The sequence below is a fragment of the Caulobacter ginsengisoli genome (genome assembly GCF_030814835.1).
GTDB classification, from domain to species: domain Bacteria; phylum Pseudomonadota; class Alphaproteobacteria; order Caulobacterales; family Caulobacteraceae; genus Caulobacter; species Caulobacter ginsengisoli.
On the sequence record NZ_JAUSVS010000013.1, the window covers coordinates 60,429 to 81,533 of the forward strand.

Consider the following 21,105-nt stretch of genomic DNA (forward strand, 5'->3'; position numbering starts at 1 on the left):
GCGCTTTCAAGTCAATGCTTGGCGAGGCGCGCCGATACGCCTATCTGGCGAGCGAAGTTCACCCATAACCGCCTATTCGAGGGACGATCCATGACCATCAAAGTCGGCGACAAGCTGCCTGACGCCACCTTCATGACCTTCGGCTCCGAAGGCCCCAAGCCGATCACGGTCGACGAACTGACCAAGGGCAAAACCGTCGCCCTGTTCGCCCTGCCGGGCGCCTTTACCCCGACCTGCTCGGCCAAGCACCTGCCGGGCTTCAAGGAAAAGGCCGCCGAGTTCCGCGCCAAGGGCGTGGATACGATCGCCTGCGTCTCGGTCAACGACGTGTTCGTGATGAAGGCCTGGGGCGCCGACCAGGGCGTCGGCGACGACGTGCTGATGCTGGCCGACGGCAACGGCGACTTCACCAAGGCCGTGGGCCTGGAGATGGACGGCTCCAAGTTCGGCATGGGCACCCGCAGCCAGCGCTACTCGATGGTCGTCAAGGACGGCGTCGTCGAGACCCTGAATGTCGAGCAGGGCGGCGAGTTCAAGGTCTCGTCGGCCGAGTACATGCTGGCGCAGGTCTAGGCCGGGCGGACAGTTCGAGTTGGAGAGGGCGGGCCGGTTGGTCCGCCTTTTTCGTTTCCAAGGTCTGCTGTAGCCTTCAGCGCATGAACCGGCGTCACGCAATCCTCTCGCTAGCGGCCCTTTCCTTTGCCCCGGCCGCCAGGGCCGGGACCTCCGTTGAGACGCTGGACCCGGAAATCGTCCGGGGCCTTGGGGTGTTCGAACGCTATGGCCGGACGCCGCCAACGGGCGATTCCATCATCTATCTCCATGGCGAGGCCGCTCACCACAGCACCATCGAATTCATGACCGTCGCCGCGCGAGACGCCGCCGGCCGCTGGACGATCAGCACCGTGGGCGAGGAACGGTCCGGGATGCTGGAGATCAAGCCCGGGAAGATCATGGACAAGACCGGGGTGCTGGCGGCAGGCGATGCTGAGGCGCTGGACGCGCTTCTGGCCTTGCCGGAACTCTATCAGGAACAGGATTCCATGCGTGAGCCGCCCGGCGGCGGCCTCATGCGCATGATGGAAATCCACAGTCCCAACGGCCGGCTGGTCATCCGCTGGACCAACCGGCTCGGCGGCAAGGCCGGCGAGGTCGCGGTTCTCGTTCTCGATCGCGTCTAACCGGTGAAAGCTTCCAGAAGCTCCGCGCCCTGGGTGACCGCTGCGACCTGGGCTGGCGCGGCGGCCAGCACCTGGCCCGCATAGAACCGCGCCAGGGCCGCGTCGTCGCCCTTGGCCAGCAGCCAGCCGCCGATGACATCGCCCGCCAGCTTCAGGAAGGCCGTGGCCCCGGCCTGGGCGTCGGCGCTGCCCTTGCGCTCGGAGAGCCAGGCGGCGCAGGCCTCCAGGGCCTCGGCGCCGGCGGTGAGCGGCGCTTCCAGTTCGTGGCCCGCCGCGTCCCGGCGGATATCCGCCAGCAGGCCCTGCAGCGCCGCCCCGCCTCCAAGTGAGAGTTTGCGGCCGATCAGGTCCAGGGCCTGGATGCCGTTGGTGCCCTCATAGATCGGCAGGATGCGGGCGTCGCGGTAGTGCTGGGCCGCGCCGGTCTCCTCGATGAAACCCATGCCGCCGTGGACCTGCACGCCGAGGCTGGCGGCCTCGACGCCCAGGTCGGTGGACCAGGCCTTGGCGATAGGGGTCAGGAACTCCTCGCGCAGTCTGGCCGCCTCGCGTTCGGCCGGGTCGGTCGCCAGCTGGCCCAGGTCCGCCGACACCGCCGTCATCAGGCAGATGGCCCGGGCCGCCTGGGTGCGGGCCTTGATGGTCATCAGCATGCGCCGCACGTCGGGATGGTCGAAGATGCGGGCGGGGTATTCCGAGGCGAAGGTCGCCCGGCCCTGCCTGCGCTCCAGCGCGAAGGCCAGGGCCTGCTGGTAGGCCCGCTCCGCTATGCCGACCCCCTGAGCCCCGACCTGAAGACGCGCGGCGTTCATCATGGTGAACATGTGGGCCAGGCCCTGGTTCTCCTGGCCGACCAGCTCGGCCTGGGCGCCCTCGAACAGCATCACGCAGGTGGGCGAGCCGTGGATGCCCAGCTTGTGCTCGATGGAGCCGGGGCGCAGGTCGTTGCGGCCCTTCAACGCTCCGTCCTCGCCGACCAGGGTCTTGGGAGCCAGGAACAGCGAAATCCCCTTCACCCCCGGCGGAGCGTCGGGCAGGCGGGCCAGCACCAGGTGGACGATGTTGTCGGCGGCGTCGTGGTCGCCCCAGGTGATGAAGATCTTCTGGCCGTCCAGCCGATAGCCGCCCTGGTCGTCGGGGGTGGCCCGGGTGGTGATGGCCGCCAGGTCCGAGCCGGCCTGCGGCTCGGTCAGGTTCATGGTGCCGGTCCATTCGCCGGAGACCAGGCGGGGCAGGTAGAGGGCCTTCTGTCGCGGCGTGCCATGCTCGGCCAGGGCCTCGATGGCCCCCTGGGTCAGCATGGGGCAGAGGCCAAAGGCCAGGCTGGCGGCCTGGATCATCTCGAAGACGGCGATCTCCAGCGCCTTGGGCAGGCCCTGGCCGCCGTGCTCGGGATCGGCCGACAGGCTGTTCCAGCCGCCGTCGCTGAACTGTTTGTAGGCCGCCGCGAAGCCGGGGGCGGCGGTAACCGCGCCGTTCTCATACCGCGCGCCCTGCAGGTCGCCGGCCCGGTTCAGCGGGGCGATGACGTCGGCGGCGAAATCGCCGGCCGCCTCCAGGATGGCCCGGGTTGTATCGGCGTCGGCGTCGGGAAACAGCTCGGCCAGGCGGTCATAGCCGGCGACAGTCAGGGCCGACATCAGGGCGTTCACGGGCGGGGCATAGGTCATGGAACTCCTTTACCCGCCCCTTTTTCGCCGCGCGAGAGGGACTATGTTGCAACCGCAACATCCCCGACGACAGTTGAGGCCCATCATGCGCCGTCTCGCCGCTCTCGCCCTGGCCTGCAGCCTCATCGTCGGCGGAACCGCGAGCGCAGCGCCCTCGACCAATCCGGCCGACATGCCGGCTGGCCAGTATGTGCTGGACAAGGAGCACGCCAGCCTCATCGCCCGGGTGCGTCATGAGGGGCTGGCTTTCTACACCGTGCGCCTCGACAAGTTCGACGCCAGCTTCAGCTACGACCCCAAGGCCCCCGAGGCCTCCAAAATCAACGTCACGGTCGACGCCGCCTCGCTGGACAACGGCAACCCCAAGACCAGCGCCGAGTTCGCCCGCCAGTTCCTCGACGTCGACAAGAACCCGACCATCACCTTCGTCTCCACCGCCATCGCGCGCGGCGAGGGCAATACGGGAACCATGACCGGCGACCTGACCTTCCGAGGGGTGACCAGGCCCGTGACCCTGGACGTGACCTTCGGCGGCTATACCTCCGGCATCCTGGGTCAGCGGGCCGGCTTCTCGGCGCGCGGCAAGTTCAAGCGCTCGGAGTTCGGCTCGACCTATATGCTCAACCCGCCCCTGGCCTTCGTCGACGACGAAGTCGAACTGGTCATCGAGGCCGAATTCACCAAGAAGTAGGCGCATGACCCAGACACGGTATTCGGGCGTCGCCATGACGCTGCACTGGCTGATCGCCGCCGCCATCCTGACCAATGTCGGCATCGCCTGGTATTTCAACAGCCTGGAAGGCCTGGCCAAGATGCCGGCGATGCAGATCCACAAGAGCCTGGGCATCACCATCCTGCTGCTCAGCCTGATCCGGCTGGCCTGGCGCCTCTTCAAGCCGCCGCCGCCGCTGAAGGCCGACCTCAAGCCCTGGGAGCGCTGGCTGGCCGAGGCGGTGCACTGCCTCTTCTACCTGGTGATGATCGCCCTGCCGCTGACCGGCTGGGCGACGGTCTCGGCCAGTCCGCTGATCCACGTCTATCCGATCAACATGTTCGGCCTGTTCCACTGGCCCGAGATCGCCCCGCTCACCAACCTGCCGAAGGACCAGATGCATGCGGCCAAGGAGACCTTCGAGGCCGTTCACGGTCTGCTGGCCAAGCTGATCGTCTACATCCTGTTCCCGCTGCATGTGCTGGGGGCGCTCAAGCACCAGTTCCTCGACCGTGATCATGAACTGGGCCGGATGATCCCCTTCCTGAAAGCGCCCCTGTGATGAAAGTCCTCGCCGCCACCCTCGTGCTGCTCGCCGCCTCGCCCGCCCTGGCCGCCGGTCCCGCCCCGGCCTGGAGCGTCGACAAGCCCGCCTCGAAGATCGCGTTCGCCTCCTCGTTCGGCGGAACGGCCTTTTCGGGTAGTTTCCGCACCTGGGACGCCCAGGTCCGGTTCGACCCGAACAACCTGCCGGGCTCCAGCGTGGTGGTGACCATCGACACCGCCGCGGTTTCCACTGGCGATCCCGACCGCGACAAGACCCTGCCCGATACGCCCTGGTTCGCCTCGGCCAAATATCCCAAGGCGGTGTTCAGGACCCAGAGCTTCAGGGCCCTGGGCGGCGGCCGCTACCAGGCCATCGGGACCCTGACCCTGCGCGGGGTGACCAAGCCCCTGACCCTGCCCTTCACCCTGGCCATCACCGGGCCGAACGCGAAGATGACCGCCCAGATGGGCCTGAACCGCCTGGCTTTCGGGGTGGGGCAGGGGGAGTGGGCCAAGACGAACGTCATTCCCTCGACGGTGAACCTGACGATCAGCCTGACGGCCCATCGCGCCAAATAGCCATCCGGTTTAGGATGGGCTCATGACCATCCCTGTCCCCGCCGACGTCATCTCGCGTCTGAAGGCCGTCCTGGGCGAAGGCGGCTGGAGCACCGATCCGGAGCGCCTGGCCCCCAAGCTGGTCGAGTGGCGCGGGCGCTGGCAGGGGACGACGCCGCTGCTGGCCCTGCCGCGCTCGACGGCCGACGTCGCCGCCGTGGTCGGAATCTGCGCCGAGGCCGGGGTGGCGATCATTCCGCAGGGCGGCAATACCGGCCTGGTCTCCGGCCAGATCCCGCAGGGCGAGATTCTGCTCTCCACCGAGCGGCTGACCGCCGTCCGCGACATCGACGCCTTCGACGACGTCATCACCGTCGAGGCCGGGGTCACCCTGGCCGCCGTGCATGAGGCGGCCGCCAAGGTCGGCCGGCGCTTCCCGCTCGGCCTAGCCTCCGAGGGCAGCGCCACGGTGGGCGGGGTGGTGTCGACCAACGCCGGCGGCACCCAGGTGCTGCGGTACGGCACGACCCGCAACCTCGTTCTCGGCCTGGAAGCGGTGCTGCCCAATGGCGAGATTTGGAATGGCCTCAAGCGCCTGCGCAAGGACAACACTGGCTACGACCTCAAGCAGCTCTTGATCGGGGCCGAGGGCACGCTGGGCGTGGTCACCGCCGCCAGCCTCAAGCTGTTCCCGATCCTGGCCTCGCGGTCGGTGGCCATCTGCGGCCTGGAGAGCCCCCGCCAGGCCATCGAACTGCTGGCCCTGGCCAAGGCGGTCACCGGCGGGGCGGTCGAGGCGTTCGAACTGATCGGACGGATGGGCCTGGACTTCGCCCTGAAGAATGTCCCCGGCCTGCGCGAGCCGCTCGACGCCCGGCATCCCTGGTACGTGCTGATCGAGACCACCACAGCCACGCCCGGCGAGGCCGAGGCGGCCATGGGGCGGCTGCTGGAGCAGGCTTTCGAGGCGGGGCTGGTCACTGATGCCGCCATCGCCCAGACCGGCAAGCAGATGGGGGCTTTCTGGGCCCTGCGCGAGAACCAGTCGGTCGGCCAGAAGCCCGAGGGCTCGGTCTGGAAACACGACATCGCCGTGCCGGTCTCCAGGATCGCCGACTTCATCGAACAGGCGACGGCGGCGGTCATCGCCTTTTCGCCGGGCGTGCGGGTCGTCGCCTTCGGCCATGTCGGGGACGGCAATGTCCATTACGACGTTCTGCGGCCCGAGGGCGGGAGCGATGCCGCCCATGACGCCCTGCGCGACGAGGGCGCGACGCTGGTCCACGACATCGTCGCCGGCATGGAAGGCTCGATCTCGGCCGAGCATGGCCTGGGCTCGATGAAGGGCCATGAGGCGCTGCGCTACAAATCCCCCGTCGAGGTGGCGGCGCTGCGGGCCGTGCGCGAGGCGCTGGACCCCCGCCGGATCATGAACCCGCGGGCGCTGTTCTAGGACTGCTCATCCCATAATTCCGCTCATCCCCGCGAAAGCGGGGACCCAGGTGTTTTTGCAGCAGAGGCCATGACCGCAATCCTGTTTCCAGAGGCCTCGAGAGTTGGCTCTCTCTCAACGAAAAAAGCCTGGGTCCCCGCTTTCGCGGGGATGAGCGGATTTGAAAGGACAGGCTCTCGCCATGTCCGATAGCGATTTCCTAGACCGCATCACTGACGCCCTGGCCGGCGCGCCGGGCGTCGTGGCCGTCGTGCTGGGCGGGTCGCGGGCGTTGGGGACCCATCACGCCGGGTCGGACTACGACATCGGCCTCTACTATCGCCCCGAGGCCCCCATCGACACCGCCGCCCTGGCCGCCATCGTCGCGGACCTCGATGACCGCCGCACGGGCGAGGCGGTCACCCGCATCGGCGAGTGGGGTCCCTGGATCAACGGCGGGGCCTGGCTGAGTATCGGGGGGCAGGCGGTCGACCTGCTCTACCGCGACCTCGGCAAGGTTGAGCACTGTCTCTCCGAAGCCCTCGAAGGCCGCTACGAGGCCGCCTATCAGAGCGGACACCCCCACACCTTCACCTCGGCCCACTATCTGGGCGAGGCCGCCCTCTGCCGGCCGCTGCACGATCCCGGCGGCGTGGTCGCGGCGCTCAAGGCGGCGCTCAGCCCCTATCCGCCCGCCCTGCGCGCCAGCCTGATGGCCCGGTTCGGCTGGGAGGCCGGCTTCTCCCTCGAGAACGCCGCCAAGGGGGCCAAGCACGGCGACATCGCCTATGTCGCCGGCTGCCTGTGGCGCAGCATCGGCTGCCTGCATCAGACCCTGTTCGCCCTCAACGAGACTTGGCTGATCAACGAGAAGGGGGCCACCGCCGCCGTCGCGCGGCTGGCCCTGGCGCCGGCCAACTTCCAGGGCCGGGTCGAAGCCGCCATGGCCCGGCTGCGGCCCGGCCAGCTTGCCGACGCCATCGCCCTGATCGACGAACTGGTGCGGGAAACCACGGCCTTGCGGGAGAGCCCGACCTTCCAGGTCTAGGCGGCCGCCAGCGCCCCCAGCTTCAGCGTGGTGTTCCAGTTGCGTCCGGTGCCCCGCACCCTCAACGCCCGGTCGACCAAGGCCGGGGTCAGGGCGGATCTCCCCATCCCCTCCGGATAGACGAAATAAAGCTCCCGCCCACGCCCCTCGACGATCTCGGGCCCGGTGATCACCGCGCGCAGGCGCTCGACCGCCTCGGCCGGCACGGGGGACTTGAAGGCCGTCACGATCAAATGGCCCGGATCGTCCCGCGCCTTGTCAGGGAAGGGGTTGGCGGCGATCACCGCGTCCCAGTCGGCGGCCGAGCGCAGCATCACCGGGCATTTGAAGCCGAACCGCTCGGCCAGGGCCGTTTCCAGCCGCGCCGCCACCTCGTCGGCGGTCCCGGAGGCCGAAAACACCAGGTTGCCGCTGGCCAGCAGGGTGCGGGGGTTGTCGAACCCGAGATCGACGGCGAGCGCCTTCAACTCGGTCATCACGATCCGGCGGCCACCGACGTTCACCGAGCCCAGCAGGGCGATCCAGACGGTCATGGCTCAGAAGGCCGCCCTGGTCGCCGCGGCCTTGTCCCGCCGCGCCTTGCCCGCCCGCCACAGGCCGATCAGCGCGCCGATCGGGACGCCCACCGACAACACCCAGGGGTCGAGCGGACTCGGTCCCTTGAGGAAGGCGGCCCCCAGCAGTGAGATATTGATCGGCTGGAAGCCCCATTCGCCGGTTCCCCAATTCAGGCTGAACTGGGTGAAGGCGAGCAGGGAAAGGATGGCGAAGGCCCATTTCCAGGGGAATTTCGGGGCCGTGATCACCCGGATGAAGGCGAACAGGCAGAGCAGCACCGAGGCGATCATGCCGAAAAACACGGCGTAGTGCAGGGGGGTGCGGTTGGCCAGGCTGAAGCCGGCGGCCTTCACCTGCGCCTGGCTGATCCTCTGCACATGCAGCCCGCGCAAGGTCCAGGGTTTCTGGTCGGAGTCCCGGGACAGCACGATCTCCCAGTGCGCCACCTGCCCCGGATAGCTGTAGTCCCGGGCGATCTCGGCCTGGATCGGCGCGCCGGTCGCCACGCTGATCCGCCACTGTACGGTCTCTGCCTTCGTGTACGGGGTCTTGGGAATCTCGGCCCGAATCCGGTCCAGTTGGGCGGCGACCTCCGGCCCCTGCAGTTCCGGTCCGCCGCTCTTCTGAAGACCCGCCACATCGCCGCTGCTGGCCTGCTGGATGGCCAGATCGGCCGCCGCCTCGACATCGGCCGGGGCCTTGGGAATGGCGCAGCCGGCGAGAGCCAGCATCGCCAGGGCCACACAGGCCGCCGCCAATCCGCGCATTTCCATCAACTCCCCCAGCAACGGCCGCAGGTTCCCCCGCCCTCGCGCCAGGGTCAACGGGCCAGGTGGTGATCGGGACTCGCCAACGCCCGCCGTCCATCCTATCCCCGCCCCATGCTGCTGGTCCTCTCGCCCGCCAAGGCCATGAACTTCACCCCGCCAGATTCTGTATCTGGGGCGATGCTGCCGCTGACCACGCCGCAGCTGAAGGAGGACATCGCCGTCCTCGACAAGACCACCCGGCGGCTGCGCAAGAGCGACCTGCGCCGGCTGATGGGCATTTCCGACGCCCTGGCCGAGCTGAACCATGCGCGCTTCCAGGCCTTCGACCCGGCGGTCGATGACGGCCTGCAGGCAGCCATCGCCTTCAACGGCGACGTCTATCAGGGCCTGGACGCCCGCAGCCTCGACAAGGCCGCCTTCAGCTGGGCGCAGGAGCGGGTGCGCATCCTCTCGGGCCTCTACGGCCTGCTGCGGCCGGCCGACGCCATCCAGCCCTACCGCCTGGAGATGGGCATCCGGCTCAAGACCCGGCGGGGCGCCAGCCTCTACGCCTTCTGGGGCGACCGCATTGCCAGACAACTCAACGCCGAGGCGGACGGCCATGCCGACCGGACCCTGATCAACCTGGCCAGCCAGGAGTATTTCGGCGCGGTGGACCGCAAGGCGCTGACGCTGCCGGTCGTCACCTGCCTGTTCAAGGAGGAGCGCGAGGGCGATCAGCGACAGATCAGCTTCTTCGCCAAGAAGGCGCGGGGCCTGATGGCCCGCTACGCCATCGATCACCGCATCGACCGGGCCGAGGGGCTCAAGGACTTCGCTGTCGAGGGCTACCGCTTCCAGCCGGATTGCTCGAGCGACACGGAATGGGTCTTCGTCCGGCGGCAAATCTGAAATAGCTCGCCTGCCGCGCTGCAAACCATTATGCTGCACCGCAACATAGAATGAGCGAGTGCGGAGTCGCCCCATGGATTACGGCCTCAAGGGTCACGTCGCCATCGTCACCGGCTCGACCAGCGGCATAGGCCTGGCCATGGCCGGCGCCCTGGCGGCCGAGGGCGTCAACCTGGTGATCAACGGTCTGGGCGATCCGGCCGCCATCGAGACCGAGCGGGCGGGCCTGGCGCAGAAGCATGGCGTCGAGGTCCGCTACCACGGCGCGGACATGACCAAGGGCGACCAGATCGCCGACATGGTGGCCTTCGCCGAAAAGGAATTCGGCCGCCTCGACATCCTGGTCAACAACGCCGGCATCCAGTTCGTCTCGCCGATCGAGGCCTTCCCGGTCGAGAAGTGGGACCAGATCATCGCCATCAACCTGACCAGCGCCTTCCACGCCATCCGCGCCGCGACGCCCGGCATGAAGAAGGCTGGCCGGGGGCGGATCATCAACATCGCCTCGGCCCACGGCCTGGTCGCCTCGCCGTTCAAGAGCGCCTATGTCGCCGCCAAGCATGGCATCCTGGGCCTGACCAAGACGGTGGCGCTGGAACTGGCCGAGGCCGGGATCACCGCCAACTCGATCTGCCCCGGCTATGTCCACACCCCTCTGGTCGACGGCCAGATCAAGGACACCGCCAAGGCGCGCGGCATGAGCGAGGACGAGGTGGTCCGCAACGTCATCCTGGCCGCCCAGCCGACGAAGAAGTTCGTCACCTTCGACCAGCTGGCCGGGCTGCTGCTCTATCTGGCCAGCGACATGGGCGCCTCGGTGAACGGCGCGGCCCTCTCGGTCGATGGCGGCTGGACCGCCGGCTGACGTGAGCGCCACACCGCCCAGAACCATCAGCCTGGCCCTGCAGGGCGGCGGCGCGCACGGCGCCTTCGAGTGGGGCGTGATCGAGCGGCTGCTGGAATGCGAGGATCTGGAGATCCGCGCCGCCACCGGCGCCTCGGCCGGGGCGATGAACGCGGTCGGCCTGGCCTCGGGCCTGGCGGAGGGCGGCCGGGCCGGGGCGGCCAAGACCCTGGAGGCCCTCTGGAAGGGCGTCAGCCAGGCCGACGGCCGCAACGTGCTGGGCAGCGCCGGCTCGGCCTTCGCCGCCATGATGAGCCCGGCCTGGCTGCGCGACACCCCCGGCTGGCGGATGGCCGAGGCCTCCCTGGCCAGCTTCAGCCCTTACGAGTTCAATCCGCTGGGCCTCAATCCGCTGCACGATGTGCTGGAGGCCAGCATCAACTTCAAGGCCGTGCGCGAGCGCTCGCCCATCCACCTGTTCGTCGCCGCCACCGCGGTGCGCACCGGGCGGCTGGCGGTGTTCAAGGGCCCGGAACTGACCGCCCGCCACGTCATGGCCTCGGCCTGCCTGCCGACCGTCTTCCACGCCGTGGACATCGAGGGCGAGCCCTACTGGGACGGCGGCTATCTGGCCAATCCGCCGCTCTGGCCGCTGTTCTACGACGACACACCCGACGACATCCTGATCGTCAGCCTCAACCCCTTCGCCCGTCCCGCCGCCCCCAAGACGCCGGGCGAGATCATGGACCGGCTGAACGAGATCAGCTTCAATGCCACCCTGTCCTCCGAGCTGCGGGCCATCGCCTTCGTCCAGAAGCTGCTGGACCAGGACATGCTCAAGGACGAGGCCCGCGACCGCTACCGCCGCATGCTGGTGCACGGCATCGGCGCCGACGGGGTGCTGGACGACCTGTCGCTGGCGAGCAAGTCCGACACCGACTGGCTGTTCCTGAAAAGCCTGCGGGACCGGGGTCGCAAGGCGGCGCAGGCCTGGCTGGACAAGGATTTCCAGCATGTCGGCGTGCGGTCCAGCCTGGACTTCAAGCCGTTCCTGTAGAGGGTGATTGGCAGAACACTTCCTCCTCGATGGAGGAAGGGCAGGGTTGGTGGTGTGCGCTCGGGATATGGGCGACTGGCCCGGGGTGGCGTGGTCGCCTCCCCGCGTTCTTCCGGAAACGCACTGCCCCCACCACCATCCCCGCCCTTCCTCCATCGAGGAGGAAGGGAGTTCGTGTATGAGTGCCTCCATGCCCACCGAAGACCCCATCCGCCGAACCCCGACCCCCACGGTCGGGGTGGTCTGCTTGCGCGGCGATCAGGTGCTGCTGATCAAGCGGGGCAACCCGCCCCGCCAGGGCCAGTGGAGCCTGCCGGGCGGGCGGCTGGAATGGGGCGAGACGACCGTGGACGCCGCCCTGCGCGAGTTGAAGGAAGAAACGGGCGTCGAGGCGCAGCTGCTGGGGCTGATCGAGGTGGTCGACGGCGTCATCACCTCGCGGACCACCGGCGAGGTCACCCGCCACTACATCATGATCGACTACGCCGCCCGCTGGCTGTCGGGCGAGCCCGTGGCCGGGGACGACGCCGTCGAGGCGCGGTTCGTGTCCTTCGCCGAGGCCGAGTCGATGGTCGAATGGAGCGAGACCGTCCGTATCATCCTGGCTGGGCGCGAGCGTTTCGGCGCTTGACCGACGCGACGTCAGGGGCAGTCTTCTGGCGAAAACATCAGACGCCCCCATCTCGATTGGCAGGAAACGCCCATGTCCCTCCGCACGCCCCTCTGCGATCTGCTCGGCGTCGAGCATCCGATCATGCTGGCCGGCATGGGCGGGGTTTCCTACGCCGAGCTGGCGGCGGCGGTCTCCAACGCCGGGGGCTATGGCGTGCTGGGCATGGCCGGCCGCACGCCCGACTTCATCCGCGAGGAGATGCGCAAGGTCAAAGCGCTGACCGACAGGCCGTTCGGCGTCGACCTGCTGGCCGCCAGCCCCGACAGCCTGACCGCCTCGGTCGAGATCATCATCGAGGAGGGGGCCAGCGCCTTCATCGCCGGCCTGGGCGTGCCCATGCCGATCATGCAACGGCTCAAGGGCGCGGGCCTGAAGGTCATGGTGGTCTGCGGGGCGGTCAAGCATGCGGTCAAGGCCGAGCAGGCCGGCTGCGACGCGGTGATCTGCCAGGGCGGCGAGGGCGGCGGCCATACCGGCCTGGTCGGCACCCTGCCGCTGGTGGCCCAGGCGGTGGACGCCGTGAAGATCCCGGTCGTGGGGGCCGGCGGCCTCTATGACGGCCGCGGCCTGGCCGCCATGCTGGCCCTGGGCGCCCAGGGCGTCTGGATGGGCACCCGCTTCATCGCTTCGGTCGAGGCCCATGCCGGCGAGATGTACCGCCAGACCATCCTGGAGGCGGCCGACGAGGACACCGTCCGCACCCGCTGCTATTCGGGCAAGCCGATGCGGGTGCGCAAGAACCCCTGGGTCGACGACTGGGAAAGCCGTCCGTCCGACATCCAGGCCTTCCCGATGCAGGCCATGGTCTCGCACCAGGCCGGGGTGATGGGCGGCATCGGCGGCCAGATCGAGGGCCTGGACCCCGACAAGTCTTGCTTCGCCATGGGCCAGAGCGCCGGCGGCGTCCACGACGTCCTGCCGGCCGGCGACATCGTCCGCCGCATCATGGCCGAGGCGCATGAAGCCATCGCCCGGACCGCGGCCCTGGCCAAGGCCAGCCCGGCGCTGGCGGCGGCGGAATAGAACTCCGCCCCCGCCGGGGGGAGTCTCAGTGCTTCTTCGCCCACCCATCCGGGTCGCTGAGGAATTCCTGGAAGTCGGTCAGGCAGCTCTTCCACTCGGCCAGCTGGATCTGCACGGTCTGGGCGGTGTCGGCCGGGGTGGTGCGCAGGCCGTACCAGAGGTTGGGGGCGCCGGCCTCGTCCTTGTAGGAGGGGCACATCACCGTCCAGCGGTTCCAGGCGTTGATGGCGCTGAGCGAGATCGGCTCGGAGCTGCTGGAACCCCAGCTGGCGGTGTAGATCACCGAAGCGCAGTCGACCTTGGCGGCGTTGCAGTCGAAGAACTCGGTGGAAAATTTCACCTCGCCCAGGGCGTCGACGATGTAGGGCTTGCCGTCCTTGTCGGTCTTCACGGTGGCGATCAGGCCGTTGTCGCGATGGACGGCGGTGACGTCGCGCGGATTGCCGGAGCTGAAGGCGGCGGCGGGCTGGGCCAGGGCGGCGCCGGCGGCCAGGACGGCGCCGAAGACGGCGGCGGTCCCGAAATTCCCCCAAAAACTCCCCCAAAAACTCCCCATGACGTTGAACACCCTTTGAACCATAGTTCGAACCTGTATGCGCTAAAGCTGACCGATGGCTGAGCCTGGAGCAACAGTTTGACTCGATCTGTCCGCGCCGGGCTGGTCATTCCCCTGGTGATTGCGGGCCTGCTCGCGGGCGGCCCCCTGTTTACCGGAACGGCGCTTGCCCAGGAGCGTTCGCCCGTCGAGCGCCAGACCCTGGTCGATCTGGCCTATATGCTGGGCCGCAGCCATGCCCTGCGCCAGGTCTGCGCCGGCGCGGGTGACTATTACTGGCGCGAGAAGATGATGGCCCTCTCCGCGACCGAGGCGCCGGAAGCCGACTTCGACAGCCGCCTGAAGAACGCCTTCAACGCCGGCTTCGCGTCGGGCCAGACCGAGTTTCCGACCTGCACGGCCGACAGCCGCCGGGCCGAGGCCGCCGCCGCCCAGAAGGGCCAGGGCCTGGCCGCCCAGCTCGCCAGCATTTCCCACCCGGTCAAGCGCCTGGGCTCGGACGATCCCAATGCCCAGCCGCCGGCCGATCCGGACGCCGATACCCCTGCCCCGAAATAATCGGGAGTCCGGTTTCCATGGCGGAGCCCCCGCCGTCGCGCTAACCTCCCCCCACGTCTTCCTGGGAGGGACCCGATGGGTTTCATCGTACCGCTGATTTTCGTCATTCTGGCTGTCGTGGTGCTGGTGGGGGCGATCAAGATCGTGCCGCAGGGCCGCGAGTTCACCGTCGAGCGGTTCGGCCGCTACACCCGCACGCTGAAGCCCGGCATCACCATCCTCACCCCGTTCATGGACGCCATCGGCCGGCGGGTGAACATGATGGAACAGGTGCTGGACGTGCCGCGCCAGGACGTCATCACCAAGGACAACGTCCAGGTTCATGTCGACGCCATCGTCTTTATCCAGGTGATGGACGCCGCCGCCGCCGCCTACCGGGTCGACAACCTGACCTTCGCCATCACCCAGCTGGCCCAGACCAACCTGCGCACCGTGGTCGGCTCGATGGAGCTGGACGACGTGCTCAGCCAGCGCGAGGTGATCAACACCCGCCTGCTGGCCACCATCGACCACGCCACCAACCCCTGGGGGGTCAAGGTCACCCGCATCGAGATCAAGGACCTGCAGCCGCCGCCGGACATCACCAACGCCATGACCCGGCAGATGAAGGCCGAGCGCGAGAAGCGCGCCGTCATCACCGAGGCCGAGGGCGACAAGCAGTCCCAGGTCACCCGGGCCGAGGGCGCCAAGCAGGCCGCCATCCTGGAGGCCGAGGGACGCCGGGAAGCCGCCTTCCGCGACGCCGAGGCCCGCGAACGCTCCGCCGAGGCCGAAGCCAAGGCGACGGCCTTCGTGTCCGAGGCCATCTCCAAGGGCGACGTGAATTCGCTGAACTATTTCGTCGCCCAGAAATACGTCGAGGCGTTCGGCAAGTTCGCCGAGTCCAACAACATGAAGACGGTCATCGTTCCGGCCGACTTCGCCGGCATCACCGGCTCGATCGCCGGGGTGGCCCAACTGGTCAAGTCGCTGTCCGGTGACGATGGCAAGCCGGGGACCACCGCCGTGCCGCCCCCCCGTCCGAAGGCTGGGTCGTGATGGACGCGCTGAACGGCCTCTGGCTGACCCATCCGTTCTGGCTATGGATGGCGCTGGCCGCCCTGCTGCTGGCGCTGGAGATCGCCACCGGCAGCGGCTACCTGCTCTGGCCGTCGGGCTCGGCGGCGGTGGTGGCGGTGCTCAGCTTCGCCCTGCCGCACAACGCCCCGATCCAGTGGCTGATCTTCGCCCTGCTGACGGTGGTGACGACCCTGGCGGGGCGGCGGTTCCTGCCCCGGACCCTGGCGAGCGGACCCGACATCAACGACAACGCCGGCCGGCTGGTCGGCCACCAGGGCGACACCGTCGCCGCCTTCCACAGGGGCGAAGGCCGCGTCTTCATCGACGGCAAGGAATGGGCCGCCGTCCTGCAGGGCAATAGCGCGGTTGCCGCCGGCGCCAAGGTCGAGGTGGTGGCGGTCGAAGGCTCGAAACTCACCGTGCGGGCGGTGGCGTAAAAAACCGCGTTGACCCGGCCCCTGGGACCGCCCCGATAAGTCTGGCGGTCAGCCAGCAACGAGGTGAGTCGTGACCGCTTCCGCCGAGAATCGCATCGAGTACCTGAACCCCGCCCAGGCCGCCCGCCGGCTCGGCGTTTCCGCCAAGGCCCTGCGGCTCTACGAGCAGCGCGGGCTGGTGGACCCGGTCCGCACCGCCGCCGGCTGGCGGGCCTATGGGCCGGACCAGATGGCGCGGGCCGCCGAGATCGCCAATCTGCGGGCCCTGGGCCTCAGCCTGGCCCAGGTCGCCCGGGTGATCGGCGGCGATCCCCAGGACCTGGCCCCGGCGCTCGCGGCCCATCAGGCCGCCCTGGAAGACCGCCTCGGGAAGCTGTCGGACGCCGTCGCCCAGGTTCGCGACCTGCGGGCCGCCCTGGCGCGGGGGCAGACACCCACAGCGGGCGACCTGGCGGGGCTGGTGTCGCCCGGCCTCGCCGTCGCCTTCGACCTGCCCTGGCCCTGGGGCGGCGAGCGGTTCGAGCTCAGCGGCATTCGCCCGATGACCTACATCACCGGCCCGCTCGGCAGCGGCAAGACCCGGCTGGCCCAGCGCTTGGCCGAGACTCTGCCGGGCGGGGTTTTCCTGGGCCTGGACCGCGCACTTGTCGGCAGGGCCGATCCGGTCCGGGTCGAGGCGACCCTGGCCTGGCTGGAGGAAGACGGCGCGTCCCGGTCCGAGGCGCTCACAGCCCTGGTCGTCGCGCTTGAGGCGGAAGGCGTCCTGGTCGTCGACCTGGTCGAGCAGGGCCTGGACCAGGCTGCCCAGGCGGCGCTGATAGCCCACCTGCGCCGACGCGGCCCGGCGGCCCGGCCGCTGTTCCTGATGACCCGCTCCAACGCCATCCTCGACCTGGCCGCCGTCGGCCCGGACGAAGCCATCCTGTTCTGCCCCGCCAACCACAGCCCGCCGACCCTGGTCGCGCCCTGGCCCGGCGCGCCCGGCTACGAGGCGGTCGCCAGCTGCCTGGCCTCGCCGGAGGTGCGGGCGCGGACCGAGGGCCTCATCGCCCTGCGGCCGGACGCCGCCTAGCGGTGCTCGTCCAGCCAGATCCGCAGGGCGCGCAGGAAGGGCAGGGCGGTTTCGAAATCGGCGTCGCTGAAGGCGGTGCGCAGGCCTTCCATGCGGGGCCGCAGCCGGACCAGTCCGTCCTCGTAGGCGGCCCGTCCCGCCGGGGTCAGCGACACCAGCTTGCGCCGCCCGTCGGCCGCGTCGCCTCGGATCGCCACAAAGCCGGCGGCCTCCAGCCGCTGCAGGGTGTTGGTCATCGCCCCCTTGGTGACCTGGAAGGCGCCGGCCAGTCTGGCCGGGCTCTCCTCGCCGCCCCGCCGCACGAAATGGGTCAGCACCCCGAACCCGGCCGCCGACAGCCCGTCCGGCAGCGCCCGCTCGAGGGCGGCGTTCGACAGCTGCTGGATGATGCCGATCTCGGTGAACAGCTCGACGTCAGGACGCGTTCGGGGAGGGGGGCGTGGGGACATCAGGCGGGTTTCAGGTTGGCGGCCAGGCCCCGGCGCGGTGCGGGCGGGATCGGCTTGGCGTAGCCGATTCGGCTGAGCATCTGTATCCGACCGCCGTCTGGCGTGAGGTCGGCATGCAGGCGGGTGAAGAGGCCGGCCATGGTCGGATATTCCTGCAGGCCCTGGCTCCAGGGCTGCATCGACAGTCCCAGGCCCGTAGCCGCCAGGTTGGCCCGCAGATAGGCGCGGCCGGCGGTCAGCTGCTCGGCGCGGCTGTTGCCGGCGGTGGTCAGCCAGACGAAGCCGGCCGCGCTCTCGGAGCCGGCCTTCATCAGGGCGATTTCCTGCTTGAAGGCCCAGGACCCCGGCTGGGCCATCCTGGCCCGGGTCAGCAGGCCGGTAGCCACGGCGGCCTCGATAGCCGGACCCTCGATGGAGATGCCGTAGCGATGGGCCGCCACCGCCTTGGCGCCCAGGAAGGTGCGCTCGAGGCTCTCCTGGTGGGCGTCGGCCGTGTTGGCCTCGATCACCGAGCCCTCGAAGACCTGGGCGCGCAGGCGGTCCCGAGCCGCGCCGCTCACCGTCGATCCGAACTGGACGCCGGGAAGGTTGGCGGCCGCGCCGATGGCCGCCGCCGCGTCCGGCGTCACCGGGCGGTCTTCGTAGCGGGCCCGATTTGTGCGGCGCTTGAGGGCCTGGGCGAACAGCGGGTCGGCTTGGCCGCCAGCGCTCAGGACCACCCGGGCGATGGGCCGGTCGTCGAGGTTGGGCGCCGGCTCGCCCAGCGGGAAGGGGGTGATGGTCGCCGTCAGCCCCTGCGCCCCCGCCGCGAGGCTGAGCAGTTCCAGGAAGGCGCCGCAGCCGATGACGATCTGGCGGTTGAAGGGGTCGGTGACCGGCAGCAGCCGGCTCCGGTCGACATAGAGGGTGATGGCGTCCGGCTCGCTGAGGTCGGCCAGCCAGGGCTGCATGTTGTGCGGGTTGGGGGCCAGGATCGCCCAGGCCAACGCCCGCTTGCGGGGATCGGTCTCACCGGCGCCGGGATTGCTCCACGCCGCGCGGGGATCCGGGCCGGCTGACGCGCATCCCGTCGCGGCGAACACGGCGCCGCCGCCGACCAGGCGAATGAAGTCGCGACGAAGCATGGCGGGCGTCCATATAGTTTAACGTCAAACCATATTTATAGTTCAATGCTGAACTGTCAATCCTCTCCTCCTTTGCTTTTGGCATGGCCGTCGCCTATGGAAGTTGGAAGCGGAAGTCCCCGGCGAGAATCCTCCCCCGGAGGGGGAGGGGGACCATGCGGAGCATGGTGGAGGGGGTTTACGCTGCCGCTACGGTTCAGGATGGAGCGCAGCGGATCGGCTGAGGGTTTGTTTCCAGGCGTGATTGGCAGCGGCAACCCCCTCCACCACGCCTTTGGCGCGGTCCCCCTCCCCCTCCGGGGGAGGATTTGCAGAGAGCCTGTTGGCCACCTTCCCGCTATGTTGAAGGAACGGCCCTAAGCCTCGCCCAGCGTCTCGAGCATGCCCTTGCGGGCCAGGCCGTCGGCCCGCTCGTTCATTTCATGGCCGGCATGGCCCTTGACCCAGCGCCAGTCGACCTCGTGCCGCTGGCGGGCCTCGTCGAGCCGTCGCCAGAGATCCTCGTTCTTGACCGCGCCCTTGCTGTAGGTCTTCCAGCCGCGCGCCTTCCACAGATGCAGCCACTCCGAAATCCCGGTGCGGACATACTGGCTGTCGGTGTGCAGCTCGACCTTGCAGGGCTTCTTCAGCGCCTCCAGGGCCTGGATGGCGGCCATCAGCTCCATGCGGTTGTTGGTGGTCGCCAGCTCGCCGCCGCAGATTTCCTTCTCATGGCCGTTCATGGTCAGGATGGCGCCCCAGCCGCCGGGGCCGGGATTTCCGCGGCAGGCGCCGTCGGTAAAGATCACTACGCTAGGGGTCATGCCACCACCACAAGGCCGGCCCGGTGGACCGCCAACTTTCGTTCGTACTCCATGGGATCCTTGGGCCGCACCAGCGCCCCGGCCGGGGTCGCGCCCCAGTCGGCCAGGCGCGTGAGGAAGAACCGCATCGCCGCCCCATGCGCCAGGATCGGCAGGGCCGCCCGTTCGGCCGGCGACAGCGGTCGGCGGCTCTCGTAGCCGGCGATCATCGCGGCGGCGGCGGTGACGTTGAAACTGCCGTCGCTCTCGAAGCACCAGGCGTTGAGGCAGATGGCCAGGTCATAGGCCAGGGCGTCGTCGCAGGCGAAATAGAAGTCGATGGCGGCGGCGAACCGGCCTTCGCGGAAGAAGACATTGTCGGGGAAGAAGTCGGCGTGGATGACCCCGCCGGGCAGATCCCCGGGCCAGTGGGCGGCCAGATGCGCCAGATCGGCCTCAATTGTCGCCGCCAGCCCGGGCTTCAAGGCTTCGGCGTCGGCGGCGTGGCCGGCGAAGAGGCCCGCCCAGGACGCCTGGCCCAGGTCATTGGCCCGCCGCTCGCCATAGCCCAGGCCCGCCTGATGCAGCCAGGCCAGGCCCACGCCCGCCTCCCGGCAATGCGCCACCGTCGGCCGCCGCACCGACAGACCCGGCAGGAACTCGACCAGCGCCACCGGCTTGCCGTCGATGCTCTGCAGATAGCCGCCGTCCTTGCCCGCCACCGGCCGGGCGCTGGGAAAGCCCTGGTCGGCCAGCCAGGTCAGCAGGCCCAGGAAGTAGGGCAGCTCCTCGGCCCGCACGTCCCGCTCATAAACGGTCAGAATGAACCGCCCTTCGGCCGTTTCCAGCAGGAAGTTGGAGTTCTGGATCCCCTCGGCGATGCCCTTGAAGGCCAGGGGCTCGGACAGGCCAAACCCGGCCAGCAGGCGGGCGAGGTCCTCGTCGGAGATGTCGGTGTAGACGGCCATGGCTCCGCATGGCGGAGCCCGGCTCGGCGGTCAAGGCGCTACTCGGCCAGCACCCGCGGCAGCTTGAAGGTCACGGTTTCCTTCATCGGCGCCACTTCCTCGACCGACAGGTCATAGCGGGTCGCCAGGGTCAGGATCAGCTCCTCGACCAGCTTCTCCGGCGCCGAGGCCCCGGCGGTGACGCCGACCGAGGCTGCCCCGTCCAGCCAGGCCCAGTCCAGGCCGCTGGCGTCGTCCAGCAGGTAGGCGGCCTTGGCCCCGGCCTTCATCCCGACCTCGACCAGCCGCACGGAGTTGGAGCTGTTGCGCGAGCCGACCACCAGCAGCAGGTCGCACTCATGGGCCAGCTGCTTGACCGCCTCCTGGCGGTTGGTGGTGGCGTAGCAGATGTCTTCCTTGTGCGGGGCGCTGATGCCGGGGAAGCGCCGCTGTAGCACCGCCACGATGTCGCTGGTGTCGTCGACCGACAGGGTGGTCTGGGTGACGAAGGCGACGTTGGCCGGGTCCCTGGGCTGGAAGACCTCGGCGTCCTCGATATGCTCGATCAGGGCCACCGCGCCCTCGGGCAGCTGGCCCATGGTGCCGACCACTTCGGGGTGGCCGGCATGGCCGATCAGCACGATCTCACGGCCGTTGTCGAAATGCCGCTGGGCCTCGACGTGAACCTTGGAGACCAGCGGGCAGGTGGCGTCCAGATAGAGCATCTGGCGGGTCTTGGCCTCGGCCGGGACCGACTTGGGGACGCCGTGGGCCGAGAAGACGATCGGTCGGTCGGCCGGGGCTTCGTCCAGTTCCTCGACGAAGATGGCGCCCATGGCCTTGAGCCGGTCGACCACATGGCGGTTGTGGACGATCTCATGGCGCACATAGACGGGCGCGCCGTATTTCTCGATGGCCCGCTCGACGATCTGGATGGCCCGGTCCACCCCGGCGCAGAAACCGCGCGGACTGGCCAGGAACAGCTTCAGCGGCGGCTTGATCGGGGCGTGGGCGTTCATGGGCCCAACCTAATGCGCCCGGGGCGGAAATGGCAGTGGGTTTCCTGGGCAATTCGCCCCCAGAGCGCTACGCGCTCTGAACACTAAGAATCGACCCTGCTTTTCCCCTTTGGCTTGAATTGAGCCAAAGGGGGCAGGG

The 21,105-nt window shown here is 69.1% G+C and carries 25 protein-coding genes; 16 read left to right on the forward strand and 9 right to left on the reverse strand.

From position 1 onward, the window contains the following. Positions 1 to 90: 90 nt before the first annotated feature. A complete protein-coding gene (locus QO010_RS22305) occupies positions 91 to 573 on the forward strand; it encodes a peroxiredoxin (protein ID WP_307352811.1) in 483 nt (160 codons plus the stop codon). An 83-nt stretch (positions 574 to 656) separates the two neighbouring features. Then, entirely contained in the window at positions 657 to 1,181 is a 525-nt protein-coding gene (locus tag QO010_RS22310; protein ID WP_307352812.1) for a hypothetical protein, read from the forward strand. On the opposite strand, the gene QO010_RS22315 is transcribed toward QO010_RS22310, so the two are convergent. Beyond that, positions 1,178 to 2,851 (reverse strand): acyl-CoA dehydrogenase family protein, encoded by a 1,674-nt coding sequence (locus QO010_RS22315; protein ID WP_307352814.1) that lies wholly within the window; start codon positions 2,849 to 2,851, stop codon positions 1,178 to 1,180. The two genes, QO010_RS22310 and QO010_RS22315, sit on opposite strands and share 4 nt — an antisense overlap. Positions 2,852 to 2,936: 85 nt before the next feature. Between QO010_RS22315 and QO010_RS22320 the strand changes: the two genes are divergently transcribed. The 5 genes from QO010_RS22320 (at position 2,937) to QO010_RS22340 (ending at position 7,147) form a co-directional block, all read left to right on the forward strand. After that, positions 2,937 to 3,542 carry a YceI family protein gene (locus tag QO010_RS22320; RefSeq protein WP_307352815.1) on the forward strand — a complete coding sequence of 202 codons (606 nt, stop codon included), beginning with the start codon at positions 2,937 to 2,939 and terminating at the stop codon, positions 3,540 to 3,542. A 4-nt stretch (positions 3,543 to 3,546) separates the two neighbouring features. Continuing rightward, positions 3,547 to 4,125, forward strand: a complete 579-nt coding sequence (locus QO010_RS22325; protein ID WP_307352816.1) for a cytochrome b — start codon at positions 3,547 to 3,549, stop codon at positions 4,123 to 4,125. Further along, positions 4,125 to 4,688 (forward strand): YceI family protein, encoded by a 564-nt coding sequence (locus QO010_RS22330; RefSeq protein WP_307352817.1) that lies wholly within the window; start codon positions 4,125 to 4,127, stop codon positions 4,686 to 4,688. Before QO010_RS22325 ends, QO010_RS22330 begins: the two co-directional genes overlap by 1 nt. A 22-nt stretch (positions 4,689 to 4,710) precedes the next feature. After that, positions 4,711 to 6,120 (forward strand): FAD-binding oxidoreductase, encoded by a 1,410-nt coding sequence (locus QO010_RS22335; RefSeq protein ID WP_307352818.1) that lies wholly within the window; start codon positions 4,711 to 4,713, stop codon positions 6,118 to 6,120. 181 nt (positions 6,121 to 6,301) lie between these two features. Continuing rightward, positions 6,302 to 7,147 carry a nucleotidyltransferase domain-containing protein gene (locus QO010_RS22340; RefSeq protein ID WP_307352819.1) on the forward strand — a complete coding sequence of 282 codons (846 nt, stop codon included), beginning with the start codon at positions 6,302 to 6,304 and terminating at the stop codon, positions 7,145 to 7,147. On the opposite strand, the gene QO010_RS22345 is transcribed toward QO010_RS22340, so the two are convergent. Further along, a complete protein-coding gene (locus QO010_RS22345; protein WP_307352820.1) occupies positions 7,144 to 7,680 on the reverse strand; it encodes a DUF1697 domain-containing protein in 537 nt (178 codons plus the stop codon). The two genes, QO010_RS22340 and QO010_RS22345, sit on opposite strands and share 4 nt — an antisense overlap. A 3-nt stretch (positions 7,681 to 7,683) precedes the next feature. After that, positions 7,684 to 8,472, reverse strand: a complete 789-nt coding sequence (locus QO010_RS22350; protein WP_307352821.1) for a hypothetical protein — start codon at positions 8,470 to 8,472, stop codon at positions 7,684 to 7,686. Positions 8,473 to 8,586: 114 nt separating this feature from the next. Between QO010_RS22350 and yaaA the strand changes: the two genes are divergently transcribed. From yaaA to QO010_RS22375, 5 genes are all read left to right on the forward strand, one after another. Then, complete coding sequence (gene yaaA, locus QO010_RS22355) at positions 8,587 to 9,366, forward strand: peroxide stress protein YaaA (protein ID WP_307352822.1); 780 nt, start codon at positions 8,587 to 8,589, stop codon at positions 9,364 to 9,366. Between the two features lie 73 nt (positions 9,367 to 9,439). Beyond that, the gene (locus tag QO010_RS22360) at positions 9,440 to 10,231 is read left to right on the forward strand and encodes a 3-hydroxybutyrate dehydrogenase (RefSeq protein ID WP_307352823.1); all 792 of its coding nucleotides are present in this window, start codon (positions 9,440 to 9,442) and stop codon (positions 10,229 to 10,231) included. Then, the gene (locus QO010_RS22365; protein ID WP_307352824.1) at positions 10,209 to 11,267 is read left to right on the forward strand and encodes a patatin-like phospholipase family protein; all 1,059 of its coding nucleotides are present in this window, start codon (positions 10,209 to 10,211) and stop codon (positions 11,265 to 11,267) included. The genes QO010_RS22360 and QO010_RS22365 overlap by 23 nt, the downstream gene beginning before the upstream one ends. A 190-nt stretch (positions 11,268 to 11,457) precedes the next feature. Beyond that, the gene (locus tag QO010_RS22370) at positions 11,458 to 11,898 is read left to right on the forward strand and encodes an NUDIX hydrolase (RefSeq protein WP_307352825.1); all 441 of its coding nucleotides are present in this window, start codon (positions 11,458 to 11,460) and stop codon (positions 11,896 to 11,898) included. A gap of 72 nt (positions 11,899 to 11,970) precedes the next feature. After that, positions 11,971 to 12,963: an NAD(P)H-dependent flavin oxidoreductase gene (locus tag QO010_RS22375; RefSeq protein WP_307352826.1), complete on the forward strand. Its 993-nt coding sequence runs from the start codon at positions 11,971 to 11,973 to the stop codon at positions 12,961 to 12,963. Between the two features lie 25 nt (positions 12,964 to 12,988). Here QO010_RS22375 and QO010_RS22380 read toward each other — a convergent pair whose 3' ends face one another. Further along, positions 12,989 to 13,519 (reverse strand): hypothetical protein, encoded by a 531-nt coding sequence (locus tag QO010_RS22380; protein WP_307352827.1) that lies wholly within the window; start codon positions 13,517 to 13,519, stop codon positions 12,989 to 12,991. Positions 13,520 to 13,597: 78 nt separating this feature from the next. On the opposite strand from QO010_RS22380, the gene QO010_RS22385 reads away from it, so the two are divergent. From QO010_RS22385 to QO010_RS22400, 4 genes are all read left to right on the forward strand, one after another. Next, positions 13,598 to 14,077, forward strand: coding sequence for a TIGR02301 family protein (locus QO010_RS22385; RefSeq protein WP_307352828.1), 480 nt, complete (start codon positions 13,598 to 13,600; stop codon positions 14,075 to 14,077). Positions 14,078 to 14,152: 75 nt separating this feature from the next. Then, the gene (locus tag QO010_RS22390; RefSeq protein WP_307352829.1) at positions 14,153 to 15,115 is read left to right on the forward strand and encodes an SPFH domain-containing protein; all 963 of its coding nucleotides are present in this window, start codon (positions 14,153 to 14,155) and stop codon (positions 15,113 to 15,115) included. Further along, complete coding sequence (locus QO010_RS22395; RefSeq protein ID WP_307352848.1) at positions 15,115 to 15,573, forward strand: NfeD family protein; 459 nt, start codon at positions 15,115 to 15,117, stop codon at positions 15,571 to 15,573. Before QO010_RS22390 ends, QO010_RS22395 begins: the two co-directional genes overlap by 1 nt. Positions 15,574 to 15,643: 70 nt before the next feature. Then, positions 15,644 to 16,645, forward strand: coding sequence for a MerR family transcriptional regulator (locus tag QO010_RS22400; protein ID WP_307352830.1), 1,002 nt, complete (start codon positions 15,644 to 15,646; stop codon positions 16,643 to 16,645). Here the strand turns inward: QO010_RS22400 and QO010_RS22405 are convergent. The 5 genes from QO010_RS22405 to ispH all read right to left on the reverse strand — a co-directional run bounded on the left by QO010_RS22405 (position 16,642) and on the right by ispH (position 20,966). Continuing rightward, a complete protein-coding gene (locus tag QO010_RS22405; protein ID WP_307352831.1) occupies positions 16,642 to 17,094 on the reverse strand; it encodes a MarR family winged helix-turn-helix transcriptional regulator in 453 nt (150 codons plus the stop codon). The genes QO010_RS22400 and QO010_RS22405 overlap by 4 nt on opposite strands. After that, positions 17,094 to 18,218: an Acg family FMN-binding oxidoreductase gene (locus tag QO010_RS22410; RefSeq protein ID WP_307352833.1), complete on the reverse strand. Its 1,125-nt coding sequence runs from the start codon at positions 18,216 to 18,218 to the stop codon at positions 17,094 to 17,096. The genes QO010_RS22405 and QO010_RS22410 overlap by 1 nt, the downstream gene beginning before the upstream one ends. A 356-nt stretch (positions 18,219 to 18,574) precedes the next feature. Next, the gene (gene rnhA / locus QO010_RS22415; RefSeq protein ID WP_307352834.1) at positions 18,575 to 19,021 is read right to left on the reverse strand and encodes a ribonuclease HI; all 447 of its coding nucleotides are present in this window, start codon (positions 19,019 to 19,021) and stop codon (positions 18,575 to 18,577) included. Then, positions 19,018 to 19,968 carry a homoserine kinase gene (gene thrB / locus QO010_RS22420; RefSeq protein WP_307352835.1) on the reverse strand — a complete coding sequence of 317 codons (951 nt, stop codon included), beginning with the start codon at positions 19,966 to 19,968 and terminating at the stop codon, positions 19,018 to 19,020. Before thrB ends, rnhA begins: the two co-directional genes overlap by 4 nt. Positions 19,969 to 20,006: 38 nt before the next feature. Beyond that, positions 20,007 to 20,966 (reverse strand): 4-hydroxy-3-methylbut-2-enyl diphosphate reductase, encoded by a 960-nt coding sequence (gene ispH / locus QO010_RS22425; RefSeq protein WP_307352836.1) that lies wholly within the window; start codon positions 20,964 to 20,966, stop codon positions 20,007 to 20,009. Positions 20,967 to 21,105 lie beyond the last annotated feature (139 nt).